The 23,235-nt window shown below is 69.2% G+C and carries 17 protein-coding genes; 2 read left to right on the forward strand and 15 right to left on the reverse strand.

Features of this window, described 5'->3' with window-relative positions; translation table 11 throughout:
* Positions 1-83: 83 nt before the first annotated feature.
* From pnp to rimP, 8 genes are all read right to left on the reverse strand, one after another.
* Positions 84-2,210 carry a polyribonucleotide nucleotidyltransferase gene (pnp, locus tag F0357_RS09415; protein WP_153480177.1) on the reverse strand — a complete coding sequence of 709 codons (2,127 nt, stop codon included), beginning with the start codon at positions 2,208-2,210 and terminating at the stop codon, positions 84-86.
* A gap of 267 nt (positions 2,211-2,477) precedes the next feature.
* A complete protein-coding gene (gene rpsO, locus F0357_RS09420; protein ID WP_153480179.1) occupies positions 2,478-2,747 on the reverse strand; it encodes a 30S ribosomal protein S15 in 270 nt (89 codons plus the stop codon).
* 412 nt (positions 2,748-3,159) lie between these two features.
* Positions 3,160-4,197 carry a tRNA pseudouridine(55) synthase TruB gene (gene truB / locus F0357_RS09425; protein ID WP_153480181.1) on the reverse strand — a complete coding sequence of 346 codons (1,038 nt, stop codon included), beginning with the start codon at positions 4,195-4,197 and terminating at the stop codon, positions 3,160-3,162.
* Positions 4,187-4,576 carry a 30S ribosome-binding factor RbfA gene (gene rbfA, locus F0357_RS09430; protein ID WP_246161416.1) on the reverse strand — a complete coding sequence of 130 codons (390 nt, stop codon included), beginning with the start codon at positions 4,574-4,576 and terminating at the stop codon, positions 4,187-4,189. The genes truB and rbfA overlap by 11 nt, the downstream gene beginning before the upstream one ends.
* A gap of 176 nt (positions 4,577-4,752) precedes the next feature.
* Positions 4,753-7,809: a translation initiation factor IF-2 gene (gene infB, locus F0357_RS09435; protein ID WP_153480187.1), complete on the reverse strand. Its 3,057-nt coding sequence runs from the start codon at positions 7,807-7,809 to the stop codon at positions 4,753-4,755.
* Positions 7,810-7,816: 7 nt separating this feature from the next.
* Positions 7,817-8,626, reverse strand: coding sequence for an RNA-binding protein (locus tag F0357_RS09440; protein ID WP_153480190.1), 810 nt, complete (start codon positions 8,624-8,626; stop codon positions 7,817-7,819).
* A gap of 39 nt (positions 8,627-8,665) precedes the next feature.
* Positions 8,666-10,276: a transcription termination factor NusA gene (gene nusA / locus F0357_RS09445; RefSeq protein WP_153480194.1), complete on the reverse strand. Its 1,611-nt coding sequence runs from the start codon at positions 10,274-10,276 to the stop codon at positions 8,666-8,668.
* A gap of 100 nt (positions 10,277-10,376) precedes the next feature.
* Positions 10,377-11,006 carry a ribosome maturation factor RimP gene (gene rimP, locus F0357_RS09450; protein ID WP_312861522.1) on the reverse strand — a complete coding sequence of 210 codons (630 nt, stop codon included), beginning with the start codon at positions 11,004-11,006 and terminating at the stop codon, positions 10,377-10,379.
* Between the two features lie 775 nt (positions 11,007-11,781).
* Between rimP and F0357_RS25180 the strand changes: the two genes are divergently transcribed.
* Positions 11,782-12,405 (forward strand): BA14K family protein, encoded by a 624-nt coding sequence (locus F0357_RS25180; RefSeq protein ID WP_312861523.1) that lies wholly within the window; start codon positions 11,782-11,784, stop codon positions 12,403-12,405.
* A gap of 91 nt (positions 12,406-12,496) precedes the next feature.
* Here the strand turns inward: F0357_RS25180 and F0357_RS09460 are convergent, their stop codons facing one another.
* From F0357_RS09460 to mnmE, 5 genes are all read right to left on the reverse strand, one after another.
* Entirely contained in the window at positions 12,497-13,384 is an 888-nt protein-coding gene (locus tag F0357_RS09460) for a ParB/RepB/Spo0J family partition protein (RefSeq protein WP_153480203.1), read from the reverse strand.
* Positions 13,385-13,504: 120 nt separating this feature from the next.
* Positions 13,505-14,362 carry a ParA family protein gene (locus F0357_RS09465; RefSeq protein WP_246161620.1) on the reverse strand — a complete coding sequence of 286 codons (858 nt, stop codon included), beginning with the start codon at positions 14,360-14,362 and terminating at the stop codon, positions 13,505-13,507.
* A gap of 7 nt (positions 14,363-14,369) precedes the next feature.
* Positions 14,370-15,041, reverse strand: coding sequence for a 16S rRNA (guanine(527)-N(7))-methyltransferase RsmG (rsmG, locus tag F0357_RS09470; RefSeq protein ID WP_153480220.1), 672 nt, complete (start codon positions 15,039-15,041; stop codon positions 14,370-14,372).
* The gene (gene mnmG, locus F0357_RS09475) at positions 15,031-16,905 is read right to left on the reverse strand and encodes a tRNA uridine-5-carboxymethylaminomethyl(34) synthesis enzyme MnmG (protein ID WP_153480230.1); all 1,875 of its coding nucleotides are present in this window, start codon (positions 16,903-16,905) and stop codon (positions 15,031-15,033) included. Before mnmG ends, rsmG begins: the two co-directional genes overlap by 11 nt.
* A gap of 435 nt (positions 16,906-17,340) precedes the next feature.
* Complete coding sequence (gene mnmE, locus F0357_RS09480; RefSeq protein ID WP_153480234.1) at positions 17,341-18,669, reverse strand: tRNA uridine-5-carboxymethylaminomethyl(34) synthesis GTPase MnmE; 1,329 nt, start codon at positions 18,667-18,669, stop codon at positions 17,341-17,343.
* A 223-nt stretch (positions 18,670-18,892) separates the two neighbouring features.
* Here mnmE and F0357_RS09485 point away from each other — a divergent pair, with 223 nt between their 5' ends.
* The gene (locus F0357_RS09485) at positions 18,893-20,932 is read left to right on the forward strand and encodes a thioredoxin domain-containing protein (protein WP_153480237.1); all 2,040 of its coding nucleotides are present in this window, start codon (positions 18,893-18,895) and stop codon (positions 20,930-20,932) included.
* A gap of 453 nt (positions 20,933-21,385) precedes the next feature.
* On the opposite strand, the gene F0357_RS09490 is transcribed toward F0357_RS09485, so the two are convergent.
* Positions 21,386-21,730 (reverse strand): host attachment protein, encoded by a 345-nt coding sequence (locus F0357_RS09490; RefSeq protein WP_153480240.1) that lies wholly within the window; start codon positions 21,728-21,730, stop codon positions 21,386-21,388.
* Between the two features lie 222 nt (positions 21,731-21,952).
* The gene (gene rho, locus F0357_RS09495) at positions 21,953-23,218 is read right to left on the reverse strand and encodes a transcription termination factor Rho (RefSeq protein WP_153480249.1); all 1,266 of its coding nucleotides are present in this window, start codon (positions 23,216-23,218) and stop codon (positions 21,953-21,955) included.
* Between the last annotated feature and the right edge of the window lie 17 nt (positions 23,219-23,235).

Below are 23,235 nucleotides of genomic sequence, written 5' to 3' on the forward strand. Positions count from 1 at the left end.
GCGCAAAAGCAAACGGCCGGGGCATGCCCCGGCCGTCGATGTTTCGTCATGGGCGCGGCCGCTCAGGCCGCGCTGGTGCCGTCTCAGGCGTGGTCGTCCGCCGCCGGGGCGATCTCCTGGCCGGTCGCCTGGTCGACGACCTTCATCGACAGGCGGACCTTGCCGCGCTCGTCGAAGCCGAGCAGTTTCACCCACACCTTGTCGCCCTCCTTCACCACATCGGTCACCTTCTGCGGGCGGCCGTTGGTGAGCTGGGAGATGTGGACGAGGCCGTCGCGCGAGCCGAAGAAGTTCACGAACGCGCCGAACTCCACGGTCTTCACGACCGTGCCCTCGTAGATCGCGTTGAGCTCGGGCTCGGCGGCGATCCCCTTGATCCAGTTGATCGCGGCCTTGATCGCCTTGCCGTCGGCCGAGGCGATCTTGATGGTGCCGTCGTCCGCGATGTCGATCTTGGCGCCGGTCTTCTCCACGATCTCGCGGATCACCTTGCCGCCCGAACCGATCACTTCGCGGATCTTGTCGACCGGGATGTTGATCACCTCGATGCGCGGGGCGTGCTCGCCGAGTTCCGGACGGGCCTGGGTGATCGCCTTCGCCATCTCGCCGAGGATGTGGACGCGGCCGTCCTTCGCCTGGGCGAGGGCGACCTTCATGATCTCCTCGGTGATGCCGGTGATCTTGATGTCCATCTGGAGGGCGGTGACGCCCGCCTCGGTGCCGGCCACCTTGAAGTCCATGTCGCCGAGATGATCCTCGTCGCCGAGGATGTCGGACAGCACGGCGAAGCGGTCACCTTCCTTGATGAGACCCATCGCGATGCCGGCGACCGGACGCTTCAGCGGAACGCCGGCGTCCATCAGCGACAGCGAGGTTCCGCACACCGTCGCCATCGAGGACGAGCCGTTCGACTCGGTGATCTCGGAGACGACGCGGATGGTGTAGGGGAACTCGTGCTTCGGCGGCAGGATCGGGTGCACCGCGCGCCAGGCGAGCTTGCCGTGGCCGATTTCGCGGCGGCCCGGCGAGCCGAGGCGGCCGGTCTCGCCCACCGAATAGGGCGGGAAGTTGTAGTGAAGGAGGAAGTTCTCCTTGTAGGTGCCCTCGAGCGCGTCGATGAACTGCTCGTCCTCGCCGGTGCCGAGCGTCGCCACGACGAGCGCCTGGGTCTCACCGCGCGTGAACAGCGCCGAGCCGTGGGCGCGCGGCAGCACGCCGACCTCGGAGACGATCGGACGCACGGTCACGAGATCGCGACCGTCGATGCGCACCTTCTCGTCGAGGATGCGGTTGCGGACGATCTCGGCTTCGAGATGCTTGAAGAGCTCGGAGACGACCTGCGGCTTCGGCGCGTCCACCACGTCGGTGATCAGGCCGGCGACGACCTTCTGCTTCGCGGCGGAGACGCGCTCGCGGCGCTCGGCCTTGGCCGGGATGCGGTAGGCCTCGACGAGATCGGCACCGGCGATCTCCTTGACCTTGGCGTAGAGCGTCTCGTTCGACGCCTCGGGAAGGGCACGCGGCTCCTTCGCGGCGCGCTCGGCGAGGCGGATGATGGCGTCGATCACCGGCTGGAATTCGCGGTGGCCGAACATCACGGCGCCGAGCATCACCTCTTCGGAGAGCTCGCGGGCCTCGGATTCCACCATCAGCACCGCGTCGGCCGTGCCGGCGACGACGAGGTCGAGCTCGGAATCGGCGCGGCTGTCGTGGGCCGGGTTCAGCACGTACTGGCCGCTCGTGTAGGCGACGCGGGCAGCGCCGATCGGGCCCATGAACGGCACGCCCGAGAGGGTGAGCGCCGCGGAGGCCGCGACCATCGCCACGATGTCGGGATCGTTCTCGAGGTCGTGGGAGAGCACGGTGACGATCACCTGCGTCTCGCACTTGTAGCCGTCGACGAAGAGCGGACGGATCGGGCGGTCGATCAGACGCGAGGTCAGAACCTCGTGCTCGGACGGACGGCCTTCACGCTTGAAGTAGCCGCCCGGGATCTTGCCGGCCGCGAAGGCCTTTTCCTGGTAGTGAACGGTGAGGGGGAAGAAATCGAGGCCGGGCTTCGGCTCGCGCTCGGCGACCACGGTCGCGAGAACGGCGGTCTCGCCATAGGTGGCGAGCACGGCGCCGTCGGCCTGACGGGCGACTCGACCGGTCTCGAGGGTCAGCGTGCGGCCGCCCCATTCGATCTCTTCACGGGCAATCTGGAACATCTCGTGTCCTCGTTAAAGTCGCGCGGGAACGCGAAAACGAGCCACGGGCAAGACGGCGGGACGGTCGATCGATGGCGGGAATTGATCCCTCGGCCGTCCTGCGATCCTGCCCCATGGCTGTTCGAGCGTTGCGGGGCCGGGAAGCCCCATCACGTTCCCGCTCGTTGCAGTCGGAGCCGCGCGCTGCGGCTCCACGAATCGCACCGTCGCATCATGCGTCCGGTTCGATGAAAACGGCGCGACGGGGGACCGCCGCGCCGTAAGTCGTCAGCGACGCAGGCCGAGGCGGCCGATCAGCGACTGATAGCGCGCGCCGTCCGTCTTCTTCAGGTGGTCGAGCAGCGAGCGGCGCTGGCTGACCAGCTTCAGAAGGCCACGCCGGGAATGGTTGTCCTTGGCGTGGGACTTGAAGTGCTCGGTCAGATTGGAGATCCGCTCGGAGAGGATCGCGACCTGAACTTCCGGCGAACCGGTGTCGTTTTCCTTCGTCGCATATTCCTTGATGAGCGTCTGCTTGCGCTCAGCGGTAATCGACATCGGGTCTTCCTTTCGTCTTGCAAGGGCCCTGGCGGGCGCTTCGGGTGTGGGACGGCGGCGACGCAGGCGCCCGAATGCAGGGTGAACGCGGATCTCCGCGACGGTCCCAGGATGCGGGAGCGGAAGTGCGCCGGATCGGAGCAGCGGCAAAGGCCGAAAGCTCCGGATCGCGCCGGGGCCGGGGATCGCCAAGGACGGGGCCGAGGATCTCACCGGCAGATCCACGCGGTCGCGGCCGACGCCGGGATGTCGTCCAGCGGGGTCGCGACGCGGGGAATGCACGGGGTGCCGGACGAACCGGCACCCGAACGCGGGCGGACAATGCCGAACAACGCGACGGATTTCCAGCGGAATCGCACCGGCCGCGCCGCAACACGGGCGATGGCTTGGCGAATCCGCCGCCGATCGCGGCTCAGCGCCGCCGCAACCCCTGCTCGGGGGCGGAGAAGTTGAACACGCGGCGCGGCACGAACTCGCCCGCCTCGATGGACCCGAGGGCAACGAGGCGGCCGGCGGACGTCGCATACGCCGCATCGGCCTCCACGGGGGCCTCGCGTCCGCGCAGCAACACGGACTGGCCGCGCCGGATGCGGCCGGCATCGACGCTCGACAGCGCGATCTCCGGAAGGTCCGCGAGGCCGATCTCGACGGGCTGCAGAAGGCCGGCGAGCGCAGCCACTCCGTCCTCGCCCTCTCCGGCTGCCTCGACGTCGGCGACCGGGATCAGGTCGTCCTCGTCGAACGGACCGACGACAAGCCGGCGCAACGCCGAAACGTGCCCGGCGCAGCCGAGCCGACGGCCGAAATCGCGGGCGAGCGAGCGCACATAGGTGCCCTTGCCGCATTCCGCCTCGAACTCGGCGTGATCCACGTCCGGCTGGCCGACGAGATTCAACCGATAGACCTCGACGGGCCGCGCCTCGAGCTCGATCACCTCGCCGTCGCGGGCGAGGTCGTAGGCGCGCTCGCCGGCGATCTTGATCGCCGAATAACGCGGCGGCACCTGGAGGATTTCGCCGGTGAAGCCCGGCAGGATCGCCTCGATCTCGGCCGCAGTGGGACGCTTGTCGGTGGTGGCGACCGCGCGTCCCTCAGCGTCGTCGGTGTCGGTCTCGATGCCCCAGCGCACGGTGAAGCGGTAGACCTTGCGGCCGTCCACGACGTAAGGGACGGTCTTGGTCGCCTCGCCGAAGGCGATCGGCAGGGCGCCCGAGGCGAGCGGATCGAGGGTGCCGGCGTGACCGGCCTTCGCCGCCTGGTAGAGCCGCTTGACGAGGCCGACCGCCTCGGTCGAGGTCATGCCGACCGGCTTGTCGAGGATCAGCCAGCCGTTGATCTCGCGGCGCGGCCGCTTGCGCTGCGGCGGGCGGCCGGGGCGACGGCCCTCGCGCGGACGCGCGGGCACGGCGTCGGACGGGCGCGCGTCGGTTCCCAGAATGTCAGTGCTCATCGCCGTCGCCTTCGTCTTCGGAAAGGTCGCGCCGCACGTCCGGCGCGCTGAGGAGTTCGTCGACCCGGCGATCGTCCTCGTAGCGGGTGTCGAGCCGGAAGCGAACCTCCGGCGCGAAGCGCAGGCCGGCCTTGCGGCCGACGAGGCCCTTGAGCCGTCCTCGGATACGATCGAGGGCGGCGAGCGCACCATCCACGTTGCGGCCGCCGAGCGGCATCACCAGCACCGTGGCCACCTTGAGGTCGGGGCTCATGCGGACCTCGGGGATCGTCACCATGATCCCATCGAGTTCCGGGTCGTGGACTTCGCCACGGGAAAGGATCTCGGCGAGCGCATGACGCACGCTTTCCCCCACGCGCAATTGGCGTTGGGAGGGCATGCCGCCCTCCCGCTCCGATCTGTTCGCTTTCATGTCACGTCTACCTGGCGGCCCGCGGCCGGATTTGGACCGGGCGCGGGCGATAAACCGAAGGGGACACCGTCCTCAAAAGGACCGGGCAGCGGCGGCCGTAGCCGCCGCGGTCCGCCCGCCACGAAAGGCGGGCGGTCTCGGGATCAGAGGGTCCGCGCGATTTCCTCGACGCGGAAGCACTCGATGACGTCGCCGGCGCGCATGTCCTGGTAGGACTCGAACGCCATGCCGCAATCCTGGCCGGCCACGACTTCCTTCGCGTCGTCCTTGAAGCGCTTGAGCTGCGAGAGCTTGCCTTCGTGGATGACGACGCCGTCGCGGATGAGGCGGACGCTGGCGCCGCGCTCGACCGTGCCTTCGGTGACGCGGCAACCCGCGACCTTGCCGACCTTCGACACGTTGAAGATCTCGAGGATCTCCGCGTTGCCGAGGAAGGTCTCGCGCCGTTCCGGAGCGAGCAGGCCCGACATCGCCGCCTTCACGTCATCCACGAGGTCGTAGATGATGTTGTAGTAGCGGATCTCGATGCCGTCGCGCTCGGCCGCATCGCGCGCCTGGATATTGGCGCGGACGTTGAAGCCGATGATCGCAGCACCCGCAGTCGCCGCGAGCGTGACGTCGGATTCCGAGATGGCACCGACGCCCGAGTGGATGACGCGGGCGGTGACCTCGGAGGTGCCGAGCTTCTCGAGCGCCCCGATGATCGCCTCGACCGAGCCCTGCACGTCGCCCTTGACGAGGAGGACGAACTCCTTGCGGCCGGCCTCCTTGAGCTGGCTCATCATCTCGGCGAGCGAGCCGCGGCCACCCGGACGCGCCTTGTCGCGCTTCTGGCGCTGGCGGTAGTCGGTGATCTCGCGGGCGCGAGCCTCGCTCTCGACCACCGCGAAGCGGTCGCCCGCCTCCGGGGTGGCCTGGAAGCCGAGCACTTCGACCGGGGTCGAGGGACCGGCTTCCTTGACCTGCTCGCCGCGATCGTTGACGAGCGCGCGGACACGGCCCCATTCGGTGCCGGCGATCAGGATGTCGCCGACGCGCAGGGTGCCGCGCTGGACGAGCACGGTCGCGACCGGGCCACGGCCCTTGTCGAGCTTCGCTTCGATCACGCTGCCTTCGGCCGGGCGATCGGGGTTGGCCTTGAGCTCGAGCACTTCCGACTGGAGCAGGATCGCCTCGAGGAGACCGTCGAGGTTGGTGCGCTGGGTCGCCGAGACGAGCACCTCCTGGGTCTCGCCGCCGAGCGCCTCCACCACGATGTCGTGGCGCAGCAACTCGTTGCGGACGCGATCCGGGTTGGCACCGGGCTTGTCGATCTTGTTGACCGCCACGACGATCGGCACACCGGCCGCGCGAGCATGGTTGATGGCTTCGATCGTCTGCGGCATCACGCCGTCGTCCGCCGCCACCACCAGCACCACGATATCGGTCGATTTCGCACCACGGGCACGCATCGCCGTGAAGGCTTCGTGGCCCGGGGTATCGATGAAGGTGATCTTCTGACCGTTCTTATCGACCTGATAGGCGCCGATGTGCTGGGTGATGCCACCGGCTTCACCCGCCACCACGTTCGCTTCGCGGATAGCATCGAGCAGCGACGTCTTGCCGTGATCGACGTGGCCCATGATGGTGACCACGGGCGGCCGCGACACCAGATCGCCGCCGTCGTCCGCGTCGGTGAAGAGACCTTCCTCGACGTCGGATTCCGACACGCGCTTCACGGTGTGGCCGAGTTCCTCCGCCACCAACTCCGCCGTATCGGCGTCGATGACGTCGGTGATCTTGTGCATCTGCCCCTGCTTCATCAGGAGCTTGATCACGTCCACCGCGCGTTCCGCCATGCGGTTCGCGAGTTCCTGGATGGTGATCGATTCCGGCAGAATGACTTCGCGGGTGATTTTCTCACGAACTCCGGTCTGCAGGGCGCGCTTGTGCTTCTCCACGCGGCGGCGCATCGACGCCAGCGAGCGGGCACGGGCGCCCTCGTCACCCTCGAGGGCCTTGACGATGGTGAGCTTGGAGCGGCGGCGATCGTCGCCCTTGGGCGTCGGCTTGGCGGGCGCCAAGGCGGCCTTCGGGCGCTTGCTCGTCGCGCCGAGGCCGCGCTTCTTACCCTCATCCTCGTCCTCGTCGACGGCCGGACGGCGTGCCGACGGGGCAGCCACCCCAGCGGTCGTCGTCGCCGCAGGCGTCGCCGCGGTCGGACGCGCGCTCTCGCCCGCCGGGCGGCGCTTGGCAGCCTCCTCGGCGGCGCGGCGGCGCACCTCTTCGTCCGCCTTCTTGCGAACTTCCTCTTCGACGCGGCGGCGCTCGGCCTCTTCCCGCTCGCGATGGATGCGGGCGATCAGCTCGCGCTCGGCGACCACCTCTTCCTCGGCACGGCGGCGATCGTCGGCCTCACGGAGACGGGCCTCGGCGAGCGCCTGGGCGCGGGCGCCGATTTCTTCCTGGGTGAGCTGACGGTGCACGACGCGGGCGCGCGGCGAGGCATCGGCGCGCTGGCCGCCCGAACGATCGCCGGGACGGCCGTCCTGCCGACCGCCGGGACGCTGGCCCTGCGGCCCGGGCGCACCCGGGCGCTGCGGCGCGCCGGGGCCGCCGCGACCCTGCGATTGCGACGGTCCGCCGGACGAACGGTTCTGCGACGGCGCACCAGCACCATGCCGCGGTCCCTGGGGCGCCGGAGCGGCCGCCTTCGGAGCGACGACGGGCTCGGCCGGAGCCGGCTCGGCGACCACCGGGGTGGGCTCAGCGACAACCGCCGGGGCCGGCGCTTCCGCCACGACCGGAGCGGGCGCTTCCACCACCGGCGGAGGCGCAGCCTCGACCGGTGCCGGGGCGGGCGCCTCGGTCACAACGGGCTGAGGCGCTTCCGCCTCGGCGGGAGCCGGCTTCGGCTGAGCGGCCGCGGCCGCTTCGGCGGCGCGGATCTCGGCCGCACGCGCTTCGAGCACGGCGCGCTGCTGCGGCGTGAGCTGAGGAGCCGCCGGAGACACAGCCTCCTCGCGCCCCTCCGGCTGCCCGGCTTCGCCCGGCATCAGGATGCGCCGCTTCTTCTTCTCCACGACGACCGCTTTGGTGCGTCCGTGGCTGAAGCTCTGCCGGACGGTCCCCTGCTCCAGCGAGGGCCGCCGCAACGACAGCGTGGTCGTCTTGCGGTCGACGCTCAGGGTTTTGTCGCCGGGGTTGTTCGTATCGCTCATACCGTCTTCAGTCCTGCGGGGCCGCGGGGCCCGCCGTTGCCATGCCGTCCAAACTGTCCGTGACATCAAGTCCACGATAGCGCGTCAGTCGGCGCGCCCGTTCGAGGACCCCATCGCTGGCCCGGCCCGCGAGCAGGGCAGCATGTATCACATTTGAGAGGCCTAATGCCAAATCCAATTCGCCTGATGCGAAAATCCGGATCGTCGGAATCGCGTCGGCGTTGCCGAAACGGCGCATCAGCGCCGCCTTGAGCTTGCGGATGCCGTCGGGAGCGGCATCGGAGGCGGTGATCAGAGCCGCCACATCGTCCTTGCCGAGAGCACTTTCGACCTTGGTGAAGCCGATCACGAGGACACCCGCCTTGCGGGCCATCGATACGGCCTGCACGGCCGCCTTCACCAGAAGCATATCGACGCGCTCGGCGAGCCCGGGCGCGACCTTCACCTCAGCCTTGAAGGCGCGGGCGAACAGACGCTTGCGCTCGGCCGTGGCGACCGCCTCGTGCGTCGCCGTGACCCAGACGCCACGCCCCGGCAATTCGCGCCGGATATCCGGCACCACCGTACCGTCGGGGGCAACGACGAAACGGATCATCTGTTCCGGCGCGGCGACGGTGCGCGTCACGATGCAGGTTCGCTCGGGCGCCGCCTTGCGCGCGCCACCCGAAGGGGCCTCGGCCCCGCGTTCGTTGACCGAGACGTCTAGGGGCGCGTCAGCGGACGGCACCGGCACGGTCGCGGCGGACACAACCGCACCGGCGCTGGAAGCGCGTGCGCGCTCCAACGTTCCGGTCGCCGTGTCGTGCCGTCGCGACATCGTCCGTGTCCCGTTCAATCTGGTCGGCCCGACGCGCCATCAGCGCGCGGCCTCGCCCTCGACGCCGTCTTCCTCGGCGTCCACGTCTTCTTCCTCTACGACCGGCGCCTCGATCCAGCCGGCGGCGATGCGCGCGGCCATCACGATTTCCTCGGCCTCGGCGCGCGAAATCTCGAGCTCGGAGAGCGCGCCCGGATGACGAACGGTCTCGCCGTTCTTGCGCTCGGTCCAGCCGATCAGATCGTCCGTGGCGCAGCCGGCGAGATCCTCGACCGTCTTGATACCGTCCTTGCCGAGGGCGACCATCATCTGGGTCGTCACGCCGGCGACGTCGCGCAGCTCGTCCTCGACACCGAGCGCACGGCGCTCCTCGTCGAGCTGACGCTCGATCTCTTCCAGGTGCTCGCGCGCGCGCGCCTGGATCTCCTCGGCGGTCTGCTCGTCGAAGCCTTCGATCGAGGCGATTTCGTCGAGATCGACATAGGCGACCTCCTCGACGGACGCGAAACCTTCGGAGGCGAGGAGCTGGCCGACGACCTCGTCGACATTGAGCGCGTCGACGAAGAGCTGGGTGCGCTCGGCGAATTCCTTCTGACGGCGCTCGGATTCCTCCTGCTCGGTGAGGATGTCGATATCCCACCCGGTGAGCTGCGAGGCGAGGCGCACGTTCTGACCACGGCGGCCGATGGCAAGCGAGAGCTGATCGTCGGGGACCACCACCTCGATGCGCTCGGCATCCTCGTCGAGCACCACCTTGGCGACTTCCGCCGGCTGCAACGCGTTGACGATGAAGGTCGCGGCATCGGGCGACCACGGGATGATGTCGATCTTCTCGCCCTGGAGCTCCTGCACGACCGCCTGGACGCGCGAACCGCGCATGCCGACGCAGGCGCCGACCGGGTCGATCGAGGAATCCCGCGAATAGACCGCGATCTTGGCGCGCGAGCCCGGATCACGGGCGACCGACTTCACCTCGATGATGGCGTCGTAGATCTCCGGCACTTCCTGGGCGAACAGCTTCGCCATAAACTGCGGATGGGTGCGCGACAGGAAGATCTGCGGCCCACGCTGCTCGCGGCGAACGTCGTAGATATAGGCGCGGATGCGGTCGCCGTTGCGGAACGCCTCACGCGGGATGAGTTCGTCGCGGCGCACGATGGCTTCGCCACGGCCGAGATCGACGATCACGTTACCGTATTCGACGCGCTTGACGACGCCGTTCACGATCTCGCCGATGCGGTTCTTGTATTCATCGAACTGACGGTCGCGCTCGGCCTCGCGGACCTTCTGCACGATGACCTGCTTCGCCGACTGGGCGGCGATGCGACCGAAATCCATCGGCGGCAGCGGCTCGGCGATGAAGTCGCCGACCTGGGCGGCCGGGTTGCGGCTCTTGGCGTCGACGAGGTCGATCTCGGTCGCCGGGTTCTCGACGGCTTCCACGACCTGGAGCAGGCGCTGGAGCCGGATCTCACCGGTGCGCGGATTGATCTCCGCACGAACTTCGGTCTCGGACCCGTAACGGGAGCGGGCCGCCTTCTGGATGGCATCTTCCATCGCCGCGATCACGATGCCGCGGTCGATCACCTTCTCGCGGGCGACCGCGTCGGCGATCTGCAGAAGTTCGAGCCTGTTCGCGCTGACTGCCATGGATCTGCTCTCAGCTTCTTTGCGTTCTTCGGGGAGGGCCGGCGGCATGGAGCCGCTCCATCTCTCCCGTCGCCGGCCGGATATCGCCCGGCGGCTGGTTTCAGTTGAGGGCGTCGCGCCCCGGTTCCTCGCCATCCGCGTCGTCCGCCGCCACCTGGGCGGCCTTCTTGTCGCGGCGCAGCGCTTCCTTGATGAGGTCGTCGGTCAGGATCAGGCGGGCTTCGCCGACATCGTCGAGCGCGAGCTTCACGGTGTCAGGCGCGTCCTTCGGCGGATCCTCGAGGCGGAGCACGAAATGATCGCCCTCGACACCGACCAGGATGCCGCGGAAGCGCTTGCGGCCTTCGTGGGCGATCCGCAGCTCGACCTTTGCCACATGGCCGGCCCAGCGCGCGAAATCGGTGCGGCGCACCAGCGGCCGATCGATGCCCGGGGAGGAGACCTCCAGGTAATAAGCCTTGTCGATCGGATCGTCGACGTCGAGCGCCGGCGACACCATCCGGCTGATGGTCTCGCAATCGTCGACGGTCATGGTGCCATTCGGCCGCTCGGCCATGATCTGCAACGTGCAGCCGTTCTGGCTCGACACCCGCACCCGCACCAGCCGATAGCCGAGATCCTCGATCACGGGTTCGACGATCGCCGCCACCCGGCCATCGAGACCGGTCTCGGTCACGATACGGGGCTCGATCTCGCCGTCCACGCTGTTCGGGAACGCCTCTTCGCTCACGCCGGTCCTCCGTCTCGCCGGGCTGGGATGGTCTGTCGAGAGCGCGGGGCGACGTTTCCGAGAGCCCAAAGCGAAAAGAGCGGGTCCCGGGCGGAACCCACTCTCACCCGATCCATCCAGACCTGAACGAGAATGATTGAATGACGGCTATATAAAGCCGGACCGGGCCCGATTGCAAGGCGCCGACGCGAACAATCGCGGCGCGCCGTGCGACACGCGATCTCCGTGTACGCTGCGTCCGCCGGCGGGGAGGGGCGAAGGCGGCGGATGAGAGGGGGTGCAGAGGCAGAGGCGGGGAAATGTTCTGCGCAAGGCCCCTGCAAGCCTCGACGTCCACCCTGCGCTCCGAACATGGAGACGTGTGCCCCGGCGCGCGGCCCGCGCCGTCTACGGCGAGGGCCGCCCCGCGGCCCCGAGGCGAGGACGCGACATGCGCAAGCCCATCGACATCCGAGGCATCTTCCAGGTGGGAAACGTTTCTGGTGCCCCTCGCACCGGGCTCTCGCTCATAAAGAACGATTGCTCTGCCACCCCTTCCTTCTCCCCCGCCGGGGGAGAAGGTGCCCCGAAGGGGCGGATGAGGGGTCCTGCCGTTTCACCTCGAGAGCGTGGGAAGGTTAAGGCGACGAAGCCCACCCCTCATCCGGCCCTACGGGCCACCTTCTCCCCGCGAGCGGGGAGAAGGACAGGCGGTGCCCCATCACTCGGCACATGCACCCGGTCGGCGCATCCCCTGGCGCTGATCCTCGCCCCCGGCATTCTGATCGCGAGCCTCATGCCCGCCGCCGCCCAGATGGCGCCGGCGACGCCCAATCCGTGGACGACGGGCGCCGGGGCAGCGGTGACCAACAGCGTCATCGGCATGTCCGCCGGCGTCGTCGCCGGCATGGCGCTCGCCCCCCAGGCCGCCGCGCCGGGCGTCGTCTACGTGGTGCCGACCCGTCAGCCGAGGCCCGATCCGGACGACATCGGACCGAAGGCGAGCGACGCCATCGGCCCGCCGCCGCCAGCGCAGGGACCGGTCAATTATGTAACGCCGCCGACCGTCGTGCAGGTGCCGGCCTATTATGGCAGCGGCAGCGACGGCGGCGCCGTGACCCCGAGCTACGCCCCGGCCTACGGCGCGACCTCTTATGGCGGGCAAGCCTACGGTGGACAGGCCTACGGCGACGGCCAAGGCTACGGCGCGCAGGGCGCCGACGGGGCTTATGGTGGCGGCGGACAGGCCGTCGATCCCAATGCCCCGGCTGTGGCGTCCCCGCAGAACTACGTCGCCGCCACCCCGCCGGCGCCGTGGAGCGCCGGCTGGTATTCCTATTGCGCCGGCCGCTATCCGAGCTTCAACCCGCAGACCGGAAATTATACGACGAACGACGGCAAGACCTATTTCTGCCGGTAGGACGCGACCGCCAGCGAGCGCGGCGCTCGGGGGCATGGGGACGTGAAAAGCGCGGCGTCTTACCGGATCATTCGCCGGCTAATGACCCCGCTCAGCCTTGCTCGAGGCGACGGCAGATTTCGTCCAATTGCTCGAGCGAGGCATAGCGGATGCGGACTTCGCCGGCGCCGGTGGCGCGGTGGGCCAGCGACACCGTGAGGCCGAGGCCGTCGGCGAGGCGGCGCTCCAAGGCGAGGGTGTCGGGATCCTTCGGCTGCGCCTTCGCCGCCGCCTTCACCGCATCGCCGAGCGGTTTCTGGGCGAGCGCCTCGGCGTCGCGCACCGTCAGCCCCTTCGCCACGATGGTTTCGGCGAGGGCTTCCGGATCCGGCGCGGTGAGGAGGGCGCGGGCGTGACCAGCGGTCAGGCGGCCCTCGGCGAGGTGCTCCTTGACGCGCTCGGGCAATTTCAGAAGCCGCATCGTGTTGGCGACATGGCTGCGGCTCTTGCCGATCACCTGGGCGAGCTCGCTCTGGGAATAGGCGAACTCGTTCATGAGCTGCTGGTAGCCGCCGCCCTCTTCGAGAGCATTGAGGTCGGCGCGCTGCACGTTCTCGATGATCGCGATCTCGAGGGCTTCGCGGTCGTCGACCTCGCGCACCAGGATCGGCACCTCGTGGAGACCGGCGCGCTGCGAGGCGCGCCAGCGCCGCTCACCGGCAATGATCTCGTAGGCTTCCGTCTCGCCGGCGACGGGGCGGACCAGGATCGGCTGAAACACGCCGCGCTCGCGGATTGAGTTCGCCAGATCCTCGAGATCGGCCTCCGCGAAGGTGCGGCGCGGATTGCGCGGGTTGGGCCGCAGGAAGGCGATCGGCACCCGCTTGAGGCCGCGCGCCCGTTCCCGGTCACGATCCGAGAACCCGGCATCCGCCGAGACGTCGCCCATCAAAGCCGCGAGTCCGCGGCCGAGCCGCTTGCGTCCCTGTTCCTCCGCCATCGTCCCGTGCCCTCCGCAGCCCTCGGCCGCCTTGTCCTTCCGGCGCGCCGTCGGCACCGCCGACGGCCGTAAAATCAATCAAGTCTTTGATTTAAAATAATAAATCGCAATTTCTCGCGATCAGGCGGCGACCGCCTTGAGCCGCTTCTCGCGCTGAATGATCTCGGACGCGAGACGGAGATAGGCCTGGCTGCCGGCGCAGCGCAGATCGTAGAGCAAGGCGGGCTTGCCATAGGACGGCGCCTCGCTGAGGCGCACGTTCCGCGGGATCACCGTCTCGTAGACCTTCTCGCCCATATGGTCGCGCACGTCGGCAACGACCTGATTGGCGAGGTTGTTGCGGGCGTCGTACATGGTCAGCACCACGCCGTGGATCGCGAGCTCGGGATTGAAGGCCTGGCGCACCTGATCGACGGTCTTGAGGAGTTGGCTCAAGCCTTCGAGGGCGAAGAACTCGCATTGCAGCGGCACCAGAACGCCGTGGGACGCACTCATCGCATTGATGGTCAGAAGATTGAGCGACGGCGGGCAATCGAGCAGCACATAGGTGAAGGCCGGGCCTTCGCCGCGCGACGCGTGCTGGGCGATCGCCTTGCGCAGGCGATGGGCGCGGTCGCGCTCGCTCGCGATTTCGAGCTCGAGCCCGAGCAGGTCGAGCGTGGAGGGGGCGAGATAGAGCCGCGGCACCGCGGTCTCCAAGACCGCGCCGGCGAGCGGCGCATCGCCGATCAGCACGTCGTAGGTCGAGACGCGGCGGTCCTTGCGCTCGATGCCGAGACCGGTCGAGGCGTTGCCCTGGGGATCGAGATCGACGATCAGCACGGTCTCGCCGATCGCCGCGAGGGCCGTGCCGAGATTGATCGCCGTCGTCGTTTTGCCGACGCCGCCCTTCTGGTTGGCGACGACGAGGACGCGGGGCGAGCGGGGCAGGGCGTCGTGAGCGGCACCCGGCGCAAAGGCGGTATCGGAATCGGCCATCATCGCTTCATCCCCGTTCGAGCGGTGCGAGATCTCGCACGACGACGATGCGGCCCTCGGGATCGGACCGGCTCGGATGTTCTACCAGATCGAAGCGCCAATGGGCACGCGCCTCTTCGACTTCGCGGGCGAGATCGCGGCCTTTGTGGAAGATTCCCGCCGCCCCGGCGAGCATCAGGGGCGCCGCGAGCGCGAGGAGGCGGTCGAGCGGCGCGAGAGCCCGCGCCGACACCGCCTCGACCGGTGCCGTCCGGTCCGCGGCGAGGCCGGCGACGACGTCCTCGATGCGGGCGGCATGGGCGCGGGCGGGCGCGGCGGTGGTGCGCGCGACCGTCTTCAGGAAGGCGACCTTGCGGGCGTTCGACTCGACGAGGTCGACCTGGGCGCCCGCCGTCTCCGACAACAGGATCGCCGTCACCATGCCCGGAAAGCCCGCACCGGAGCCGAGATCGACCCAGCGCCGCGCCGTGGGCAGGGCGGCGAGCGCGCCGGTGCTGTCGAGGACATGGCGGCGCCACACCTCGTCGAGCGTGCCCGGGCCGACCAGGTTCTTCGCCCGCTGCCATTGGTGCAGCAGGTCGACATAGGTCGTGAGCCGCGCCGCGATCGCCGGCGTCAGCGGGACCGTCTCGGTGACGACCGAGACGTCGTCGAGGGGCGGCCGGGCGTCACGCGGCATGAAGGTCGCGGTCCGCGGCACGCTTGCGGGCATGGGCGAGGAGGAGGGTCAGCGCCGCCGGCGTCATGCCCTCGATGCGACCGGCCTGCCCGAGGGTCGCCGGCTTCACGGCGGCGAGGCGCTGGCGCAGTTCGTTGGAGAGGCCGGGGAGGGCGACATAATCGAGATCGTCCGGCAGGCGCACGCCCTCGTCGCGCTTCAGAGCGGCGATGTCCGCGGCCTGCCGATCGAGATAGACCGCATAGCGGGCATCGGTCTCGACGATCTCGGCGATGCCGGGCGCGATGGCCCCGAGCGCCGGCCACACGGCGGCGAGCCGGTCCCAGGTGATGTCCGGATAGGACAGGAGATCGAAGGCGGTGCGCCGCACGCCGTCGCGGTTGAGGGCGAGGCCGTGGCGGGCCGCCTCCTGCGGGGTGAGGCTCAGCTCGCCGAGCAGACGCCGGGCATCGGCGAGGGCGGCGAGGCGGGCTTCGAACGCCGCCGCGCGCTCCGCCTTGACGAGGCCGAGCGCGACGCCGCGCGCCGTCAGCCGCTCGTCGGCGTTGTCGGCGCGGAGCTTGAGGCGGAACTCGGCCCGCGAGGTGAACATCCGATAGGGCTCGGTGACGCCGCGGGTGACGAGATCGTCGATCATGACGCCGAGATAGGCTTCGTCGCGCCCGATCGTAACGCCTTCGCCGCCGCCGGCGACCCGCGCCGCATTGAGCCCGGCGACGAGGCCCTGGGCGCCGGCCTCCTCGTAGCCCGTCGTGCCGTTGATCTGGCCGGCGAGGAAGAGGCCGCGGCAGGCCTTCGTCTCGAGCGTCGGCTTCAGCTCGGTCGGATCGACGTGGTCATATTCGATGGCGTAGCCGGGGCGCAGGATCTCCGCGCGCTCGAGGCCGGGGATCGTCGCGATCAGCGCGCGCTGGGCGTCCTCCGGCAGCGACGTTGAAATGCCGTTCGGATAGATAGTCGGGTCGTCGAGGCCTTCCGGCTCGAGGAAGATCTGATGGCCGTCGCGATCGCCGAAGCGGACGATCTTGTCCTCGATCGACGGGCAATAACGCGGGCCCCGGCTCGCGATCTCGCCGGAATACATCGCCGAGCGATGCAGGTTCGCGCGGATCGCGGCGTGGGTCGCCTCAGTGGTGCGGGTGATGTGGCAGGGCACCTGAGGCGTGGTGATCCGCGTCGTCAGCGCCGAGAACGGCACCGGCGGATCGTCGCCCGGCTGCACGTCGAGACCGGCCCAATCGATGGTGCGGCCGTCAAGGCGCGGCGGCGTGCCGGTCTTCAGGCGACCGAGCCGGAGCCCGAGCGCGGCGAGGCTCGCCGACAGCCCGATCGAGGGCGGCTCGCCGATACGGCCCGCCGCGATCTTGCGCTCGCCGATATGAATGAGGCCGTTGAGGAAGGTGCCGGTGGTGAGCACGACGGCGCCGGTGTCGAAGCGCCGGCCGTCGCTCGCGGTGACGGCGACGACGCGGCCGTCCGCGACGACGAGGCCGGTGACGTCGGCCTCGACGACGGTGAGGTTCTCGGTCTCGGCGATCGCCCGCTGCATGGCGGCGCGGTAGAGCTTGCGGTCGGCCTGGGCGCGGGGGCCTTGCACCGCCGGACCCTTGCGCCGGTTGAGCAGGCGGAACTGGATGCCGGCCTGATCGGCGACTCGGCCCATCAGGCCGTCGAGGGCGTCGATCTCGCGGACGAGATGACCCTTGCCGAGCCCGCCGATCGCGGGATTGCACGACATCACGCCGATCGAGTCGGCCTTCTGGGTGAGGAGCGCGGTGCGGGCGCCGGCGCGCGCGGCGGCGGCGGCCGCTTCGCAGCCCGCATGTCCCCCTCCGACCACGACGACGTCATAGAGCCGCGACAAGGCGACCTCCCGGCGATTCCGCTGCAAATGATGGCACGGTGTAGCCGAGGGCGGGGGCCGAGTCAAAGCGCCGACTGTTTCACGTGAAACAGGGGCGGGTTGCGAGATGGAGTGCGGACGGGATGTGAGCCGAATTGCCCGTGCAGCGCCCCAAATACCGCCGCTGCGACCCCGGACGGACCCGGATCGCGTCCCGGCTCCCAAAGCCAATCACAACGGATTCGGATTTGGCTCGCGGCGGTCCACGTCCGAAGCGTGGCCTTTCCCTCGAACCTTCCCGCCATCCGGTGTGTCGCGCCTTGGGATCCAATGATCCGGCCTCGCCTGTTTCACGTGAAACAGGCAAACCTGCGCGGTCCGTTAACGAGACCTTGCCGGCCTCCGCGCAATTCGATGGATCGCGCGGCCCTGGCCGCAGCCGCGGGCGGCCCCAGCTCACTTCCCGATGCAGAAGGTCGAGAAGATGGCGCCGAGAACGTCCTCCACGCCGATCGCGCCGATCACCGCGCCGAGCGCGTCCGCCGCCCGGCGGAGGTGCTCGGCCTTCAGTTCCGAGCCTTTCGCCGAGTGGGCGAGGCCGATCGCGGCAACCGCGTCGGCAATCGCCGCGCGGTGGCGCGCCCGGGTGACGAGCCCGGATTCGCCGCCGGCGAGCCCCTCCGCCGCCGCCAATGCGAGGCCCTCGAGGAGGTCGCCGACACCGGCCCCGGTCGCCGCCGAGACGGTAAAGGCATGGCCCCGGGTCCGGCGGCCGGCCGGAGCGAGATCGGTCTTGCTGAGCACGCGCCGAAAGCCCGGCCGCGCCGCCAGAGCCGATGGAGGCTCGATCGCCCCGCCGTCGGCCGGGTCGAGCCAGAGCACCAGATCGGCCACCTCGCCGTGAGCGATGGCCCGCCGGACCCCCTCGCGCTCGGCGAGGCTCTCGGCTTCGCGGATGCCCGCGGTGTCGAGGATCAGGACGGGCCAGCCGCCGAGATCGAGATGGACCTCGATGACGTCCCGGGTCGTCCCCGCCTCGGCGGTGACGATCGCCACCTCGCGGCGCGCCAGCGCGTTCATCAGGCTCGATTTGCCCGCATTCGGCGGCCCCATCAGCGCCACGCGAAACCCCTCGCGCAGACGCTCCGCCCGGTGGCCGTCGTCGAGCGCCCGCTTCAGATCCCCGGCGAGCGCCGCCGCAATCGCCAGCGCCCCCGCCTCCGCCCGCTCGTCCACATCGTCCTCGTCGGTGAAATCGAGGCCCGCTTCGATCAGCGCACGGGCCTCCAGGGCCTGAGCGCGCCAATGGGCGATGCGGCGGGAGAGGGCGCCGTCCGCCTGGGCCACCGCCTGGCGGCGCTGCGCCTCCGTTTCCGCGGCGAGAAGGTCGGCGAGGCCCTCGACCTCGGCGAGGTCCATCCGGCCGGCGAGGAAGGCGCGGCGGGTGAACTCGCCCGCCTCGGCGAGCCGCACGTCCGGGTGCGCGGTCACCGCATCGAGGGCAGCGGCCACCACCGCGCGACCGCCGTGGAGGTGCAGTTCGACCATGTCCTCGCCGGTCGCCGTCTCCGGCCCCGGCAGCCAGAGCACCACGGCGCGATCGATCAGCGCCCCCGTCTCGGGGCGGCGCAGACGCCTCAGGCTCGCCCGCCGCGGCGCCGGCAGCGGGCCGCCGATCAGGCCCGCCAGGACCGGACCGCTCGCCGGTCCGGAGAGACGGACCACGGCGACCGCCGACGGCACCGCCCCACTCGACAAGGCTGCGATCGTGCTCTCTCCGCTCATGGGCGCCCCTCTCATTCCCGTTGGTCCGGCACCGACACGGACCCGCCGATCCCTACCCCGCGGCGGCGCGAAACGGAATTGGCGCGTGACCTTCGCCGTCTCCCGGGCGCCACGGATCATCGCCGTCGTTCGGGCGTTTCGTCTATCGATGCACGCGCGGTCACGCACTGCGGCTAGACTGCGCGCCTGAAGACGATGCCCCGAGCGGCAAGCGGAGTTGACCATGACCGATCCGACCCGAGAGCGTGAGGCCGAAAACGGCTGGCCGGCTGCGAACCTGCTCGCTGGCGAGGTCAGTCCCTATCTCATCCAGCACGCCGACAACCCGGTCCATTGGCGTCCCTGGGGCGAGGCGGCGTTTGCCGAAGCGCGGGCGCTCGGCAAGCCGGTGCTGCTCTCGGTCGGCTACGCCGCCTGCCATTGGTGCCATGTGATGGCCCACGAGAGCTTCGAGAACCCAGCCGTCGCGGCGGTGATGAACCGCCTCTTCGTGAACATCAAGGTCGACCGAGAGGAGCGTCCGGAGATCGACCAGATCTACATGAATGCGCTCCATGCGCTCGGCGAGCAGGGCGGCTGGCCGCTCACGATGTTCCTCACCGCCGAGGGCGAGCCGTTCTGGGGCGGCACCTACTTCCCGCCCGAACCGCGTTATGGCCGGCCCGGCTTCGTCGAGATGATCGAGGCGGTCGCCAAGACCTATGCGGCGAAGGGCGAGGCGGTCTCCCACAACGCCACGGCGCTGCGCGCGGCGCTGTCGGCCGAGCCGCGTCCCGGCGCCGCGATCGACCGCAACGTCCTCGATCAAGCCGCCCGCGAACTCCTTTCGATCGCCGATCCGGTCAACGGCGGCACCCGCGGCGCGCCGAAATTCCCCCAGGCGAGCCTGCTCGAACTGCACTGGCGGGCGTTCCGCCGGACCGGCGATACGGCCTTCCGCGACCATGTCGTGCGCACCCTCGAGCGCCTCTCGAACGGCGGGATCTACGATCACATCGGCGGCGGCTATGCGCGCTATTCCGTCGATGCGAAGTGGCTCGTGCCGCACTTCGAGAAGATGCTCTACGACAACGGTCAGCTCCTCGGCCTCCTCGCCCACGCCTTTGCCGCGACGGGGGAGGAGGGCTTCCGCCGCCGCATCGAGGAAACGGTGACGTGGCTCGGCCGCGAGATGATCGCGGAGGAGGGTGCCTTCGCCGCGAGCTACGACGCGGATTCGGAAGGTGAGGAGGGGCGCTTCTATCTCTGGACCCCGCCGGAGATCGAGGCCGTCCTCGGGGCCGAGGCGGACGTCTTCGCCCAAGCCTACGACATTACGCCGAAGGGCAATTTCGAGGGCCGTTCGATCCCGAACCGCCTCTCCGGAGGCTTCCCGAGCGCGACGGACGAGGAGCGCCTCGCCCCCATGCGCGCCGCCCTCTACACCACCCGGGCGACGCGGCCCTGGCCCGGCCGCGACGACAAGATGCTCGCCGACTGGAACGGCCTCACCATCTTCGGCCTCTCGGAGGCCGGGCGCATCCTCGAGCGGCCCGACTATATCGCGATGGCGCGCCGCGCCTTCGACGGGATCGTGAACCTGCTCGGCGACGGCGACCGCCTGGGGCACGCCGCGCGGGCCGGCCGGCGCACCTTCCCCGGGCTCTCCACCGATTATGGCGCGATGATCCGTGCCGCCCTCTCGCTCCATGCGGCGACCGCAGAGGCGGGCCTCATCGCCCGCGCGGAACGCTGGGCCGCCGTGCTCGACGCCCACCATCGCCTGCCGGGCGGCGCCTATGCCCTCGTCGCCGACGATGCGGAAACCCTTCTCGTCCGCCTCGCCGGAGCGATCGACGAGGCGACGCCGAGCGGCAACGCCCTCGTCGCCGATGCCCTGGTCGGTCTCTGGCTGACGACGGGCAACGACGATTACCGGGCGAAGGCGGACGCGCTGGTCGCTCATTTCGCCGGCGAGATCCGCGCGAACGTGTTCGGCCACGCCGGCCTCCTCAATGCGCTCGACACACGCCTCGCCGCGGAGCAGGTCGTCATTATCGCCGGCGACGATGCGGCCGGTGCACGGCACCTCGCCGCACGGGTCGAACGCGCGCCTCGTCTCGGCCGCTCGTTCGCGATCGTGCGCGAGGGAGTGCCCGAGGGACATCCGGCCGCTGGCAAGACGGCGATCGCGGGCCGCGCGACGGCCTATGTCTGCCGCGACGGGGCGTGCTCACTGCCGATCTCGGAGCCGGACGCGCTCGCCGAGGCGCTTCGAGGGTGAGATTCGTCCCGAGACGCGTCGAGACCGCATTTCGGAGACATCGGGACCGTCGCTGAAAGGTGGACGCCGCTCGCCGTGATTCAGAGAGTCAAGGGCGGCCGTTTCGGATCGGCCGTCCGATCACCCAGACCGCTCCCGATTTTGCCGCTGACGGGGCTCCAAATCGCTCCCGAATTGCGGATGGTACGCTCGATATACAACTTTTAATATATATATTGTCGCGCTATCGATTGACCGCAAGCTCTGGCTCTGGATCGCCGCGAAGAGCCTGGACGCCGACCGGGACGGCGATTGCCAGCCACACGCAGCCTCGCTCCCTGTGTCCGCCGTCTCTCAAGACGAAGCCCCGGCCGTCTCCGACCGGGGCTGCGTCGCCACCTCGCCCACAGATGTGGCCCACCCGCGAGGCACGTCGCGCTTCGTCTGGATCAATGCCGATCGCGGTGCGACCCATCAGGCATGATGCGGCACGAGCCCCAGCATCGCGAGCCGATCCCGCAACTCGCCCTCCGCCATATGGGTGAGATCTTTCGCGAGTTCATCGACGATCTTCGCCTTCGTGCCGGGATGCAGGCCTTCCTTGATCTCGGCGAGTGCCTTCGGCAGCGCGACGAGCACGAGGCACTGGAACGCGCCGTCGGCATCGGCGGTGTTGATCTGCTCGGCGAGCTGCTTCGGCATGTGGTGGTGCCCGTGGGTCAGGGTCTCCACCGGCGCAAACACGCCGTGGTGGAGAACGAGAATGCGGGCATGCGCTTCGTCGGCGACGACGAACCAAGTGGTCGGACGAATGGCCATGATGAAAGCTCCTCCTTCCGAGGGGGCGCCGGAACCCGGACGGTGGCGGCGCCGCTCCTTCTTTTTCTGGCTTCCATTCGACTACCGCCGCGCACCGCTCGCCTTGAGCGAAATCAAAGGCGCACGAAACGCTCCTTCCGCGCCGAGAGCGGGTCGCCAAACGCAAACGGCCCGGGCGAGGCCCGGGCCGTTCCACGTGAAACCGCGACGCGATCCAACGCGTCAGGTGTTCATCGAATCGAAGAATTCCTGGTTCGACTTCGTCTGGCGCAGCTTGTCGAGGAGGAACTCGATCGCGTCCACCGTGCCCATCGGATTGAGGATACGGCGCAGGACGTAGGTCTTCTTGAGCTGGTCCGGCGGCACGATGAGCTCTTCCTTGCGGGTGCCCGAGCGCTGGATGTCCATCGCCGGGAACACGCGCTTGTCCGAGACCTTGCGGTCGAGGATGAGCTCGCAGTTGCCGGTGCCCTTGAACTCTTCGAAGATCACTTCGTCCATGCGGCTGCCGGTGTCGACGAGTGCGGTCGCGATGATCGTCAGCGAGCCGCCTTCCTCGATGTTGCGCGCCGCGCCGAAGAAGCGCTTCGGGCGCTGCAGGGCGTTGGCGTCGACACCGCCGGTCAGCACCTTGCCGGACGACGGCACGACCGTGTTGTAGGCGCGGCCGAGGCGGGTGATCGAATCAAGCAGGATGACGACGTCGCGCCCGTGCTCGACGAGCCGCTTCGCCTTCTCGATCACCATCTCGGCGACCTGGACGTGACGGGCGGCCGGCTCGTCGAAGGTCGACGAGATGACCTCGCCCTTCACCGAGCGCTGCATGTCCGTCACTTCTTCCGGACGCTCGTCGATGAGGAGCACGATCAGGTAGCACTCGGGATGGTTCGAGGTGATCGAGTGCGCGATGTTCTGGAGGAGCACCGTCTTACCGGTGCGCGGCGGCGCCACGATCAGGGCGCGCTGGCCCTTGCCGAGCGGCGCGACGAGATCGATCACGCGCGCCGAGATGTCTTTTTTCGTCGGGTCCGCGATCTCCATCTTGAACCGCTCGTCGGGATAGAGCGGGGTCAGATTGTCGAAGTGGACCTTGTGGCGCGCCTTGTCGGGATCTTCGAAGTTGATCGTGTTGACCTTGAGGAGGGCGAAATAACGCTCGCCTTCCTTGGGGCTACGGATCATGCCCTCGACGGTGTCACCGGTGCGCAGCGAGAAGCGGCGGATCTGCGAGGGCGAGACGTAGATGTCGTCCGGGCCGGGCAGATAGTTCGCGTCGGGCGAGCGTAGGAAGCCGAACCCGTCCTGGAGCACCTCGACGACGCCCTCGCCGACGATCTCGACTTCGCGGGCAGCGAGCTGCTTCAGGATCGCGAACATCAGCTCCTGTTTGCGCATGGTCGAAGCGTTTTCGACCTCGAGCTCCTCGGCAAAGACGAGCAGTTCGGTCGCAGTCTTCGACTTGAGCTCCTGAAGCTTCATCTCCCGCATGAATTGTTCCTTGAAAG

Origin of the sequence: Segnochrobactrum spirostomi (assembly GCF_009600605.1) — a bacterium.
Lineage (GTDB): Bacteria > Pseudomonadota > Alphaproteobacteria > Rhizobiales > Segnochrobactraceae > Segnochrobactrum > Segnochrobactrum spirostomi.